The organism is Desulfurivibrio alkaliphilus AHT 2 (assembly GCF_000092205.1).
GTDB classification, from domain to species: domain Bacteria; phylum Desulfobacterota; class Desulfobulbia; order Desulfobulbales; family Desulfurivibrionaceae; genus Desulfurivibrio; species Desulfurivibrio alkaliphilus.
The window spans coordinates 2,194,586-2,207,588 of sequence record NC_014216.1 but is presented as its reverse complement, the minus strand read 5'-3'; the positions used below and the strand labels follow the sequence as shown (position 1 = coordinate 2,207,588).

Sequence of the window (13,003 nt, the reverse complement as noted above, 5' to 3'; positions counted from 1 at the left end):
CCGGTGCGGCGGGGAGGCTCAAACCCCCCGGCTGCGCTTTACCGACAGTCAGTGAAGAGGAGCCAGCCATATGATCACCATTGACATGACCATGCCGCTGCACATCATCAACATTCTGTTGTTGGCCGTCATCCTCAATATCATCCTCTACCGCCCCATCCGCAACATCCTCGAGCAGCGGCAGGAAAAAATCTCCTCGCTCAATTCCGATATCGACAAGTTTGAAAAAAACCGGCAGCAGCGCCTGGAAGAGTTTGAGCGCAAACTCCAGGACGCCCGCGGCAAAGCCAAGGCGGAGTTCGACGCCCTGAAGAGTGCCACCCAGTCTGAAAGCAACGAGAAACTGGCGGCCCTGCGCAGTGAAGTGGAAAGCGCCAAGGCCGGTCAGCTTAAGGAAATTGAAAGTCAGTTCGCCGCCGCTCGCAAGGACCTGCAGGGCCAGGTAAGTGCCTTTGGCGAAGCGATGGCGGCCAAGGTTCTGGGGAGGGCCCTCTAAGATGCGATACCTGAAAGCGAAATATGGTGTAGCGCTGCTGGTGGCGGCACTGGTGCTGGTAACCGCGGCGGCGGCCCAGGCGGCAGAGATCAAACCGGAAAAGGTCTGGGATCTCTTTTACCGGGTGCTTAACTTTGCCGCCCTGCTGTTTATCCTGATTTATTTCCTCAAAAGGCCAACGGTGAACTTTTTCACCAACCGGCGGGAGTCGATCCGGGCCGAGTTGGAGGAACTGGAGTCCAGACGGCAGGAAATGGAGCAGGCCTACCGGGAGAGTGAAAGTAAGATGGCCTCGCTGGAAAGCAAGGCCCAGGAGATTGTGGCCGAAGCGGTGCGCCAGGGTGAGGTCGAGCGGGAACGGATCCTGGCCGAGGCCGAGCGGGCGGCGGAAAACATGAAGCGCCAGGCTGAGATGGCGGTGCAGCATGAGCTGGCCACGGCCACCGCCCGGCTGCGGGCCGAAATTTCCGAAGAGGCCGCCCGGGCGGCTGAAGAGCTGGTGCGCAAGAATCTGCAGCCGGCCGACGAGGAACGGATGATTGCCGGCAGTCTTGACCGGGTGGGAGGTGTCCAGTGAAAAATACCGTACTGGCCAAACGCTATGCCAAGGCCTTGTTTGCCGTGGGCAAGGAAGATGGAGCCTTTGCCGACTATGCCAAGCTGCTCAATGAGCTGACCGAACTTTACACCGGGATGCCCGAGGTACCCGATGCCCTGACCAACCCCCTCTACCCCGAGGATGTCCGCCTCAAGGTGATGGAAAGTCTGGCTGCGGCCCTTAAAGCCCCCCCGGTGATGGTTAATTTCTGCAAACTGCTGGTGGAGAAAAAAAGGGCCGCTATCCTGCCCGAGATTGCCCAGGTCTACCAGGAGATGCTGGACGAGGAAAACAACGTCGTGCGGGGTGTGGTGACATCCGCCACCGAGCTGTCCCCCGAGGTGAATGCCAAGATTAAGGCTACAATGGAAAAACTCACCGGCAAGCAGGTCGAGCTGAGCAACAGGATCGACCCGGCCATCATCGGCGGGATGGTGGCCAAAGTGGGTGATTTGGTGCTTGATGGCAGCATTAAATCGCAACTTGCAGGGTTAAAGGAATCGATCAAGGGGAGAGAATAAACAATGCAGATCAAAGCCGAAGAAATCAGCCAGATTATCAAGGGTCAGATCCAGGAGTACGAAGCCAAGGTCGATCTGAGTGAAACCGGAACCGTGCTCTCGGTGGGTGACGGTATTGCCCGGGTTTACGGGGTGGAAAACTGCATGGCCATGGAGCTGCTGGAGTTCCCCGGCAACATCCTGGGCGTGGCCCTGAACCTGGAGCAGGATAACGTCGGCTGCGCCGTACTCGGTGATGTTCGCGAAATTAAAGAAGGCGACATCGTCAAGCGCACCGGCCGCATCGCCGAGGTTCCGGTGGGTCCCGAGATGCTGGGCCGGGTGGTGGACGGGGTGGGCAATCCCATCGACGGCCAGGGCCCGATCACCGCCAAGGAGAACCGCAAGATCGAGATGCTGGCTCCCGGTGTTATCGCCCGGAAATCGGTGCATGAACCCTGCTACACCGGTTCCAAGGCGGTTGACGCCATGACCCCGGTGGGCCGGGGCCAGCGTGAGCTGGTCATCGGTGACCGCCAGATCGGCAAGACCGCCCTCTGCGTTGATGCGATCCTGGCGCAGAAGGAAACCGATATGCACTGCATCTACGTGGCCATCGGCCAGAAGAAATCCACCGTGGCCCTGGTGGTTGAGGCCCTGCGCAAGCACGGGGCCATGGAGTACACCACCGTGGTGGCCGCCTGCGCCTCCGACCCGGCGCCCATGCAGTACATCTCCGCCTTCGCCGGGACCGCCATGGGCGAGTACTTCCGGGATAACGGCAAGCATGCCCTGATCATCTACGACGACCTTTCCAAGCAGGCGGTGGCCTATCGCGAGCTTTCCCTGCTGCTGCGTCGCCCGCCGGGCCGCGAGGCCTTCCCCGGCGACATCTTCTTCAACCACTCCCGGTTGCTGGAGCGGTCCGCCAAACTCAGCGACGAACTCGGCGCCGGCTCGCTTACCGCCCTGCCCATCATCGAAACCCAGGCCGGTGACGTTTCCGCCTACATCCCCACCAACGTAATTTCCATCACCGACGGTCAGGTCTATCTCGAGCCCAACCTGTTCTTTGCCGGGGTGCGCCCCGCCATCAACGTCGGTCTCTCGGTTTCCCGGGTTGGTGGTGCGGCCCAGGTTAAGGCCATGAAGCAGGTGGCCGGTACCCTGCGTCTGGATCTGGCCCAGTACCGCGAGCTGGCCGCCTTTGCCGGCTTCGGCTCCGATCTCGATGCCGCCACCCAGGCCCAGTTGACCCGCGGGGCGCGGTTGGTGGAGATTCTCAAGCAGCCCCAGTACCAGCCGCTGCCCATGGAAAAACAGGTGTCAATCATTTTTGCCGGCACCAAAGGTTATCTCGACAAGCTGCCGCTGGAAGCCATCGCCGATTACGAAGCTCAACTCTTTGATTATATCGAGAAAAACGACCCCACCGTGTTCGATGATCTCAAGAGCAAGCAGGAAATCGACAGCGACCTTGAGGCCAAGCTGCGTAAAGCGCTGGATGCCTTCGGCGAATCCTTCCAGGCCGCCCTTGGCGTTAAGTAAGCGCAACCAACCGGCCGATAACCTAGAGCCGTTCAAGGAGGGGCTTTTATGCCTAGCCTGAAAGACGTAAAGAACAAGATCGGAGGGGTGAAAAAGACCTCTCAGATTACCCGGGCCATGAACATGGTGGCGGCGGCCAAGCTCCGCGGCGCCCAGTCCCGGATGGAAGACTTCCGCCCATACGCCGAGCAGTTCAATGCCGCCATGCGCAACCTTTCCGCCGGCACCGGCGGCGCCAACTTCCCCCTCATGGAAGCGCGTGAGGTGCGGACCGTGGAGCTGGTGGTGATCACCTCCGATCGCGGCTTGTGTGGCAGCTTTAACAGCAATATCCTGCGCATGGCGGAAAAAACCATGGCCGCCCTGGAAGGCGAAGGCAAGAAGGTCAGCCTGGTCTGCGTGGGTAAAAAGGCCCGCAACCACTTCCGGCGCACCGGTAAGGTGCGCCAGAGCTACGCGGATATCATGGGCACGTTCCAGATGTTCAACGCCCGGACCATCGCCCAGGACGCCGCCGGCAATTTTCTGAGCGGCGAGGCCGATGAGGTAAGGGTGATTTATGGCCGCTTTCACAGTGTGGCGGTGCAGAAGCCGGAACAGTTTGAACTACTGCCGGTAAAACCGATGGAAAGCAGCAGCGAAGAGGGCGCCGGTGGAGGCAGCCAGGCGGTATACATCTACGAGCCCAGCCAGGAAGAGATCATGGAGGTGCTGCTGCCCATGTACCTCAACGTCATGGTCTATCACGCCATGCTCGAGGTCAGCGCCAGCGAACATGCCGCCCGGATGACCGCCATGGATAACGCCACCAGGGCCTGCAAAGACATGATCGACAACCTGACCCTGGTGTACAATAAAACCCGCCAGGCCGGGATTACCGGCGAACTGATGGATATTGTAGGTGGCGCCGAAGCCCTTAAGGGCTAGGTAAACTCACAGCAGCACCGCATCTTGCGGCGATCGGCCCGGCTTGCGTACTGATGTACGCGGCGCCGGTCCGCTTGCCGCAAGCTGCGGCACTGCTGCGAGTTTACCGCCGGGCTCGCCGGTGTGCAGTGGAAAAAGATAGCATGAAAATTGTGAATATTGACACGTTAACACAATCAGTTACTGAAAACGTTTCAGGAGGCTTGCACAATGAGCGAAGTTAACACGGGGAAAGTAATTCAGGTCATCGGGCCGGTAGTTGACGTGGAGTTTGAGCCGGGCAAGCTTCCGGAAATCATGAATGCGTTGCTGGTCAGCAATAAAGGGATCAGCGAGGAAGAGGACAACCTGGTCATCGAGGTGGCCCAGCATTTGGGTAACAACGTGGCCCGCTGCGTGGCCATGGACGGCACCGATGGTCTGGTCCGCGGTCAGGCGGCCAAAGACACCGGCAAGCCCATCGAGATTCCCTGCGGCCAGCCCGCCCTGGGGCGGATCATGAACGTGGTGGGCCGTTCGGTGGACGGCATGGGCGAGATCAAGTCCGACAAGATGCGGCCCATTCACAAGCCGGCCCCGGCCTTTACCGAGCAGGACACCGAAGTACACGTGCTTGAAACCGGTATCAAGGTTATCGACCTGCTGGTTCCCTTTCCCCGGGGTGGTAAGATGGGGCTGTTCGGCGGCGCCGGTTGCGGCAAGACCGTTATCATGATGGAGATGGTTAACAACATCGCCATGCACCACGGTGGCATTTCCGTCTTCTGCGGTGTAGGTGAGCGGACTCGCGAGGGTAACGACCTTTACCACGAAATGAAGGAGTCCGGCGTTTTGCCCAAGGCGGCCCTGGTTTACGGTCAGATGACCGAGCCCCCGGGAGCCCGGAGCCGGGTGGCCCTCACCGGGCTCTCCGCCGCAGAGTACTTCCGTGACGAAGAGGGACAGGACGTGCTTCTCTTCGTCGATAACATCTTCCGCTTCACCCAGGCGGGCAGTGAGGTTTCGGCCCTGCTGGGACGCATTCCTTCCGCGGTTGGTTACCAGCCCACCTTGGGCACCGACCTCGGCGGCCTGCAGGAGCGGATCACCTCCACCACCAAGGGCTCCATCACCGCCGTCCAGTGTGTTTACGTACCCGCCGACGACCTTACCGATCCGGCGCCGGCCACCACCTTTGCCCATCTCGACGGTACTGTGGTACTCTCCCGGCAGATCGCCGAGCTGGGTATCTACCCGGCGGTGGATCCCCTGGACTCCACCTCGCGGATCCTCGATCCCAACGTCTTGGGCGAAGACCATTACCAGGTGGCCCGCGGGGTTCAGGTTACCCTGCAGAAGTACAAGGATCTGCAGGATATTATCGCCATTCTCGGTATGGATGAGCTGTCGGAAGAAGACCAGCTCACTGTGGCCCGGGCCCGGAAAATTCAGCGTTTCCTCTCCCAGCCCTTCACCGTGGCCGAGACCTTCACCGGCATGGCCGGCAAATACGTCAAGGTGGAAGATACCATCCGCGGCTTCAAGGAGATCCTGGAGGGCAAGCACGATGATCTGCCCGAAGGTGCCTTCTACATGGTCGGCGGCATTGACGAAGCAGTGGAAAAGGCCAACAAGGAGAAGGCCCAGGCCTGAGCACAGTTGCAGCTCAGGCGGGATCAACGCCGGAACAAGTCGGATAACGACGGCCACTTAAATTAGCGAGCTCAGCAGGCGAGGAAGAGTAAATGGCAACACAAATCCAGCTGGAAGTGGTGACCCCCAAGGGCGCGGTAATCAGTGAGCAGGTGGACATGGTCACCGCTCCCGGTTATGCCGGGGTTTTCGGGGTGCTGGCCAATCATGCCCCGCTGCTCAGCACCATCAAGATCGGCACCTTGGTCTATAAAAAAGACGGCCAGGACGCCACGCTCATGGTCAGCGGCGGTTTTTGCGAAGTCTCCAACAACAAGGTGACTTTCCTGGTGGAAAGTGCCGAGCGGGGGGCGGAGATCGATACCGAACGGGCCCTGCGGGCCAAGGAGCGGGCCGAAAAACGGTTGGCCGAGGCCATCGCCCAACAGGAGAAAATCGACCGCGCCCGGGCCGAGGCCGCCCTCCAGAGGGCCCTGGCCAGGCTTAAGGCTGCTGGCCAGCAGGTCTGAGCCACAGCATAAATCTAGTTCCCAAAGCCGTCCGGGTCAGTTGCCGGGGCGGCTTTTTTGTGGCCTTTTTATCTCGCGTAAGTGAGGGGATAGCGCAGCAGGTTGGGCGCGGACAAGGTCAAGCTAAGGCAACCCTGGAACGGGGGATTTCAGGTCTGGGTTTTGGTGCTGAGGTTGGCCTCGACCACGAAACTGCCGTTGTCGGTTTCAAAGGGTATTACCACCGTGGGGTCACTGGAGTAGTGGGAGATTTCAACCCCTTTGCCCACCACCATGGTGGGGGTGGCCAGGTCGAACTTGTGGTTGATCTTGGCCAGTTCCGCCTTGGCCCCACCGCAGATCATGTTGGTAATTTCGCCCACTGCGTCCACCACCTCGTCGTCGATTTTGCTCTTGGGTGGCTCCATCAACATATTGGCAACGATCTTGAGGATGGCTTGGTCGGTAAAACTGACAATCATCGAACCGCTGATGGTTTCCGAGCTCATGCCGATTATCCCGGTGACCTCGCCGTAAGCACTGCGATTCTCTTTGATGTGCGGGGTGCCGGCTTTGACCTTGGTTTGGGCCATGGTCTCGATGACATTCTTGGTGGCCTTAAGAAAAGGGTTGATCAACTCGGCTTTCATAATTAAAAAACTCCATCGGAGAATATGCGGTTCGTTTGGCTTTCCGGTGTGGCATCAGCGCCTAAGATTGGTCGGGCCGGGCTGGTTTGTCAAGTAATTTTAATAGTACGCGTTGGCGTAACTTAATTTTGGAGGGAATCAGTAAAATGGATGCAAAACAGCGCATGGCAATTCCGCGCCAGCAGCCCAGGGAGCTGCCGGTGTCCGAGCGGATCAGCAATTTTGATGAAGTGGTTTTCGGCTTTGATGATGAAACGGCTCGCCGCGAGGCCGAGCGCTGCCTGCAGTGCAAAAAGCCCAAATGCCGGCAAGGTTGTCCCATCCACAACGATATTCCCGGTTTTATCCGGTTGATCCGCGAGGGAAAAATCGAAGAGGCCTACTGGCTGGATCGACAGACCAATACCCTGCCCGCAGTCTGCTCCAGGGTCTGTCCCCACGAGTTTCAGTGTGAGGGCCACTGCCTGCTGGGGAAAAAGGGTGACCCGGTGGCCATCGGCATGCTGGAGCGCTATATCGTGGACTGGATGGTCAGCCACGGCAAGAACATCCTGCAGCCCTGCTCGTTGCCCAACGGCAAAAAAGTGGCCATCGTCGGCTCCGGCCCGGCCGGGATGTCGGTGGCCCACTACCTGGCCAAAGAAGGGTACAGCTGTACCATCTTTGAAAGCCTGCCGCTGAACGGTGGTATGCTCACGGTGGGTATTCCTCCCTACCGTCTGCCCCGCGCGGTCATCGCCGCCGAGTTTGAAGCTTTGCGCAATTGCGGGGTGGAGGTAATCTCCGGGGTGACCATCGGTAAGGACAAGAGCCTAAGCGATCTGAAAAATGAAGGCTTTGAGGCGGTTTTCCTCGGCCCCGGGGCCCATGTCAGCCGCAAGCTGGGGGTGGATGGAGAGGAGGTGGAAGGGGTGGTCCACGGGGTGGATTACCTGCGCCGGGTTAACCTGGGCGAGAAGCTTAACCTGGGTGAAAACGTGGTGGTGGTGGGCGGCGGCAACGTGGCCATCGACTGCGCCCGTACTGCCCTGCGGACCGGTTCCAAAAACGTCTTCATTCTCTACCGCCGGGGGCGGGAAGAGATGCCGGCCTCCAAGGCCGAAATCCATCACCTGGAGGAAGAGGGGGTGAGCATTGAAACCCTGGCCGCGCCCATCAAGGTGCATGGCGAAAATGGCCGCTTAAAAAGCATTGAGTGCATCCGCATGCAACTGGGTGCCTGTGATGCTTCCGGCCGTTGCCGCCCCGAGCCGGTGGAGGGAAGCAACTTCACCATCGAGGCCGATGCGGTGATCCCGGCCATCAGCCAGGATGTGGATGTAACAGCCGGCAGCGGGCTGGACCTGGCTTTGAGCCGCTGGGGCACCTTCGAGGTGGATGAACTCACCCTGCAGACCACGGTTCCCTGGGTATTCGCCGCCGGCGACGCGGTCCTCGGCCCCCAGACGGTGGCCAAGGCGGTCTTCCAGGCCAAGGAGGCAGCCGAATCCATCCACCGCCTGCTCCAGGGCAAAGACCTCAAAGAAGGCCGCAGCGCCGAGTGAGCTTGTTGACCGCAGGGCGATTGCGGTTTTGGCATCGGGGTGGGGGCCGCGACAACCGGTAGCGGCTCATTCTCGGCGGGCATCCATGCCCGCCTCCGAGGCGCTGGCGGCCTCCTGCGCGTCCATGCGCCCGGCCGCCAGCGAACCCGCCGCTACCGGTTGCCGCGGCCCCCGTCCAGTAGCCGACCGGCTTGCTCTTCGCCTAGCGATCGCTTACGCGTGTTTAGCGTTCGGCGAGACTCAGGTTGTTGGCGTAGTGATTGATGCCCTCGGCAATGCCCTGCACCAGCCGGTTGAGATAACGTTCGTCGGCCAGCAGGCGTTCCTCCTCGGGGTTGCTCAAAAAACCCACCTCCACCAGCAGGGCCGGCATCTGGGCCCCGATCAGCACCACGAAGGGGGCCCGGCGTACTCCCCGGTCCTCGATTTGTCCGCCAAAAGCGCCGCGCAGGCTGGTTAAGGTGGTTTGGTGGACAAATTCCGCCAATTGCTGCGACTCCTGCAGCTTGGCGTGGTTGAGCAACTCCTGGACAATTCCCTGCAATTCGCTGAAACTGCGGGCCGAAGAGGCGTTTTCCCGGGCCGCCACCCGCATGGCCTGGTCGTCGCTGGCTACCACATCCAAAATATAGGTCTCCACTCCCCGCGCCTGGCGATTGGCCGCCGCGTTGGCATGCACCGAGATAAAAAGATCGGCCTCGTGGCTGTTGGCAATGGCGGTGCGCTCTTCCAGGGGCAGAAAAATATCCCGATCGCGGGTCAGGATCACCTCGTTGCCCTGGCGGCGCAGTTGGGCCGCCAGCAGGCGGGAGATTCGCAGGGTCACATCCTTTTCTTTGATTCCCGAAGGGCTGATGGCGCCGGGGTCCTTGCCGCCGTGGCCGGGGTCAATGACAATGCGCCGCACCCCCATGCCCAATTGCTGGGCCAGGGAAAGGCTCTCGCCGGTGGCCGGGCGAGCCATTACCGGTGGCGGGGTCGGCAGCGGCGGCGGCGTGGGGGCGGGTTGGCCGATCAGGTCGATCACCACCCGATGGGGGTTGTCCAGGCTGAAGATCTTGTAGTCATCAAGCCTGGTCTGGGTATCCAGGATCAGGCGGACCCCGCCGGCTGCGGTCTGGAGATGGTGAATCCGTTGCAGCAGGCCGTCGGCCACCTGCTTGACCGGGCTGTCGATCCGGGGGCTGAGGCGCGCGCCATCCAAGTCAAGGTAAAGCCGTTGGGGGCCATCCCCGTTTTCTTGCAGATGACTGCGAAAGTTCAGCGGCGCTTCGGTTTCGACGACCACCCTGGTGTAGCGTTCGCTGGACCAGTGCCGCACCGGCAGTACCGCTATTCTACGCTCCGCCTTTTGATCAGTGCTGGCGGACCGGCGGGTTTCCGGCGGTTGGGCCGGGGCCACCGGCCGTTTATACCTGCCGTCGGCTTGAAGTACCGGTCTTTCGCTGCCGGTGGAACCCGCCCGGCCGCCACCGATGGTCGCCAGCATCTCCCGGGCGCCCGGGGCCACATCCCCGGCCGGATACAAATCCAGCAGGCGCTTCAGCACCTGCTCGGCCCGCTGCCAGTCCTGCTGTTCATAGAGGAAAATATGGGCGACATAGAACAGGGCGTCATCGGCCAGGGGGTGGTTGGGATAGAGCCCCTGCACCTCCTGGAGGCTGGTGATGGCCTCGGCCAGGTCCAAAGGGATGCCGCTGCGGCGGTAAAGCTGGTGGTAGAGGTTGCCCAGCAGGTAAAGGCTTTTGGCGCCCACTTCCTGCCTGGCCTGCTGCCGGTGTAACTCCTGCAAGGCCCTGGCGGCCCGCTGCCAGTTTTCCCGCTTCTCACCCTCATCGGTGTTGAGCAGCCGCTGGTAATAACCGTGCAGGCGTTGAAACTGTTCTTCCGGGTCGCTCCCGGCCGCCGCGAAAGCGACGGCCGGCAGGAGCAGCAGCCAGCAGAACAAAAGGGGGAAATAGCGTTTCATGGCATCTGCTTCAACTCGTAAAGAAGTTTCAAGGCCTCCAGCGGCGCCAGGTTGTCCGGGTTGATCTCCTCAAGCCGGCGGCGCAGCGGGTCGTCTTCGGCAAACAGCCGCAACTGGCTGGGTTTGCCGGTCTCACCGGGAGCGGCGGTTTTTTGGGCCCCGACGGCGATCCGGGGTTGGCCCTGGCGGGTGAACTCACCCTGCTCGATATTATGCAACAACTCCTTGGCTCTGGCAACCACTGTTGCCGGCACCCCGGCCAGCGCCGCCACCTGGATGCCGTAGCTGCGGCTGACCCCGCCGGGCAGCAGCTTATGGAGAAAGACAATGGTGTCGTTCCATTCCCGCACCGCGATATGGAAGTTGTGAATCCGCGGTTCGGTGGCCGCCAGTTCGGTCAGCTCGTGGTAATGGGTGGCAAACATGGTCTTGACCCCCTTGCCGCCCTTCTGCACCAGGGCCTCGGCCACCGCCCAGGCGATGGCCAGGCCGTCGAAGGTGGAGGTGCCCCGGCCGATTTCATCTAAAATTACCAGGCTTTGCGGGGTGGCGTTGTTTAGGATGTTGGCGGTCTCGTTCATCTCCACCATGAAGGTGGATTGCCCCCGGCGCAAATCATCCATAGCTCCCACCCGGGTGAAGATCCTGTCCACCACCCCGATGCCGGCCTCGGCGGCCGGCACGAAGCCGCCCATCTGGGCCATCAGCACGATCAGGGCGGTCTGGCGCAGCACCGTGGATTTGCCCGCCATGTTGGGCCCGGTGATGATCATCACCTCTTTGCTGTCCTGGTCCAGGTGGACATCATTGGGGACAAAGCGACCCGGTGGCAAGTTCCGCTCAATCACCGGATGGCGCCCTTCAACGATCCTGATTTCCTCGCCGGCGTTAACCACCGGGCGAACGTAATTGAAGCGCGCCGCGCCCCGGGCCAGAGCGGCCAGCAGGTCGATCATCGCCAGGCAGCCGGCGCTTTGCATAATGCGCGACCCCGCCGCCGCCACCTGCTCGCGGATTTGGCAAAACAGGCGGTATTCAAGCTCAAGGCGCTTTTCCTCGGCGCCGCTGACCTTGCTTTCAAACTCCTTGAGCTCCGGGGTAATGAAGCGCTCGGCGTTGACCAGCGTCTGCTTGCGGATGAAGTCTTCCGGCACTTCCGCCAGCTTGCCTCGGCTGACTTCCAGGTAGTAACCGAAAACCTTGTTGTAACCCACCTTAAGGTTGGCAATACCGGTGCGTTCCCGCTCCCGGGCCTCCAGTCCGGCGATGAGCTGCTTGCCGTCCCGTTGCATGGCAACCAGCTCATCAAGCTCGGCGTTAAAGCCCGGGCGGATCAGGTTGCCCTCCCGCAACCCCACCGGGGCGTCATCGCGGATGGCGGAGGTGAGCAACTGGTGCAAGTCGGCCAGTTCATCGATCTGTTGCCCCAGCTGCCCCAAAAGCCCTGGCTGTGAGGCCAGCAGTTGCCGGATCAGGGGCAAGCGGCCTAAAGAAACGCCCAGGGCGCTAAGATCCCGGGCATTGGCCCGACCCAGCACCGCCCGGCTGTTGAGCCGTTCGAGATCGTAGATGGCAGCTAAAGCCTCATCCAGTTGCCGCCCCAGCTCCTGCTCGGTCAGCAGTTGCTCCACCGCGTCCAACCGCCGGTTGATGGCCTCGACATCTTTTAAGGGGGAAAGCAGGCTTTTTTTCAACTGCCGCGCCCCCATGGGGGTGCGGGTAAGATCCAGGGCCGCCAGCAGGGAGCCATCCCGGCGACCGTCGCTGATGGAAGTGGTAAGCTCCAGGTTGCGGCGGGTGGCCTCGTCCAGCAGCAAAACATGCTCCTGTTCGATGGGCCGCAGTTTTTCCAGGTGGCTTAAGGCGCTTTTCTGGGTCTCCTGCAGGTAAGCCAGCAGGGCCCCGGCGGCGCCCAGCCCGGCCTGAAAATGCTCGCAGCCGAAACCAGCCAGGCTGGTGGTTTGAAAATGTTCCAGCAGCAGTTCACGGCCCCGTGGAGGTTGAAAGGCCGTGGCCGGGTGAGAGGTGAGGCAGCAGTGGGGCAGGCGGGCGGCGAGCTCTGCACTGAGAAGTAAACCAGCGCCGGGATTGCCGTCGCCCGGCCCTTCATGAAGCTCATCGGCGGCGGGCAGCAAAATTTCCGAAGGGTTCAGCCGGTTCAATTCATCCAGCAGCTCTTCTGTGGTGCCGAATTCTCCGGCGGCGAACTCGCCGGTGGAAAGATCCAGCAGGCTCAGCCCAAAGAGCTTGTCGTGCCTGGTGATCGCGGCCAGGTAAAGGTTTTCCTTGTCCTCCAGCAGTTGCTCTTCCAGCACCAGGCCGGGGCTGACCACCCGTACCACCTCGCGCCGGACCAGGCCCTTGGCCTGGGCGGGGTCCTCCATCTGCTCGCAGATCGCCACCCGTTTGCCGGCCTTGATCAAGCGTGCCAGATAGGAGGAGGCGGAGTGGTAGGGCACCCCGCACATGGGAATCTTCTCCTCGTCGCCTTTGTTGCCCCGGGCGGTGAGGGTGATCCCCAAAATTCTGGCGGCTTCCACGGCGTCGTCGAAGAACATCTCGTAGAAGTCGCCCATCCGGTAAAACAAGATGGCTTCGGAGTGCTGATTTTTAATCTCCAGATACTGCTGGAGCATGGGGGTGATTTTCAT

At 61.1% G+C, this 13,003-nt stretch carries 11 protein-coding genes; 8 read left to right on the top strand and 3 right to left on the bottom strand.

Annotated elements, in window-relative coordinates; genetic code table 11:
• The first annotated feature begins 70 nt into the window (after window positions 1-70).
• The 7 genes from DAAHT2_RS09650 (at window position 71) to DAAHT2_RS09620 (ending at window position 6,210) form a co-directional block, all read left to right on the top strand.
• Window positions 71-496, top strand: a complete 426-nt coding sequence (locus tag DAAHT2_RS09650; RefSeq protein ID WP_013164104.1) for a F0F1 ATP synthase subunit B — start codon at window positions 71-73, stop codon at window positions 494-496.
• 1 nt (window position 497) lies between these two features.
• Entirely contained in the window at window positions 498-1,073 is a 576-nt protein-coding gene (locus DAAHT2_RS09645) for a F0F1 ATP synthase subunit B (protein WP_013164103.1), read from the top strand.
• Window positions 1,070-1,615 (top strand): F0F1 ATP synthase subunit delta, encoded by a 546-nt coding sequence (locus DAAHT2_RS09640; protein ID WP_013164102.1) that lies wholly within the window; start codon window positions 1,070-1,072, stop codon window positions 1,613-1,615. The genes DAAHT2_RS09645 and DAAHT2_RS09640 overlap by 4 nt, the downstream gene beginning before the upstream one ends.
• 3 nt (window positions 1,616-1,618) lie before the next feature.
• Window positions 1,619-3,142, top strand: coding sequence for a F0F1 ATP synthase subunit alpha (gene atpA, locus DAAHT2_RS09635; RefSeq protein ID WP_013164101.1), 1,524 nt, complete (start codon window positions 1,619-1,621; stop codon window positions 3,140-3,142).
• A gap of 48 nt (window positions 3,143-3,190) precedes the next feature.
• Window positions 3,191-4,069, top strand: a complete 879-nt coding sequence (gene atpG, locus DAAHT2_RS09630) for an ATP synthase F1 subunit gamma (protein WP_013164100.1) — start codon at window positions 3,191-3,193, stop codon at window positions 4,067-4,069.
• Window positions 4,070-4,279: 210 nt separating this feature from the next.
• Complete coding sequence (gene atpD, locus DAAHT2_RS09625; RefSeq protein ID WP_013164099.1) at window positions 4,280-5,701, top strand: F0F1 ATP synthase subunit beta; 1,422 nt, start codon at window positions 4,280-4,282, stop codon at window positions 5,699-5,701.
• Window positions 5,702-5,793: 92 nt separating this feature from the next.
• A complete protein-coding gene (locus tag DAAHT2_RS09620) occupies window positions 5,794-6,210 on the top strand; it encodes a F0F1 ATP synthase subunit epsilon (protein WP_013164098.1) in 417 nt (138 codons plus the stop codon).
• 149 nt (window positions 6,211-6,359) lie between these two features.
• Here the strand turns inward: DAAHT2_RS09620 and DAAHT2_RS09615 are convergent, their stop codons facing one another.
• A complete protein-coding gene (locus DAAHT2_RS09615) occupies window positions 6,360-6,839 on the bottom strand; it encodes a chemotaxis protein CheX (protein WP_013164097.1) in 480 nt (159 codons plus the stop codon).
• A 146-nt stretch (window positions 6,840-6,985) separates the two neighbouring features.
• On the opposite strand from DAAHT2_RS09615, the gene DAAHT2_RS09610 reads away from it, so the two are divergent.
• Window positions 6,986-8,383: an NAD(P)-dependent oxidoreductase gene (locus DAAHT2_RS09610; protein WP_013164096.1), complete on the top strand. Its 1,398-nt coding sequence runs from the start codon at window positions 6,986-6,988 to the stop codon at window positions 8,381-8,383.
• 223 nt (window positions 8,384-8,606) lie between these two features.
• On the opposite strand, the gene DAAHT2_RS09605 is transcribed toward DAAHT2_RS09610, so the two are convergent.
• Window positions 8,607-10,352 carry an N-acetylmuramoyl-L-alanine amidase gene (locus DAAHT2_RS09605; protein ID WP_013164095.1) on the bottom strand — a complete coding sequence of 582 codons (1,746 nt, stop codon included), beginning with the start codon at window positions 10,350-10,352 and terminating at the stop codon, window positions 8,607-8,609.
• Complete coding sequence (gene mutS / locus DAAHT2_RS09600) at window positions 10,349-13,003, bottom strand: DNA mismatch repair protein MutS (protein ID WP_013164094.1); 2,655 nt, start codon at window positions 13,001-13,003, stop codon at window positions 10,349-10,351. The genes DAAHT2_RS09605 and mutS overlap by 4 nt, the downstream gene beginning before the upstream one ends.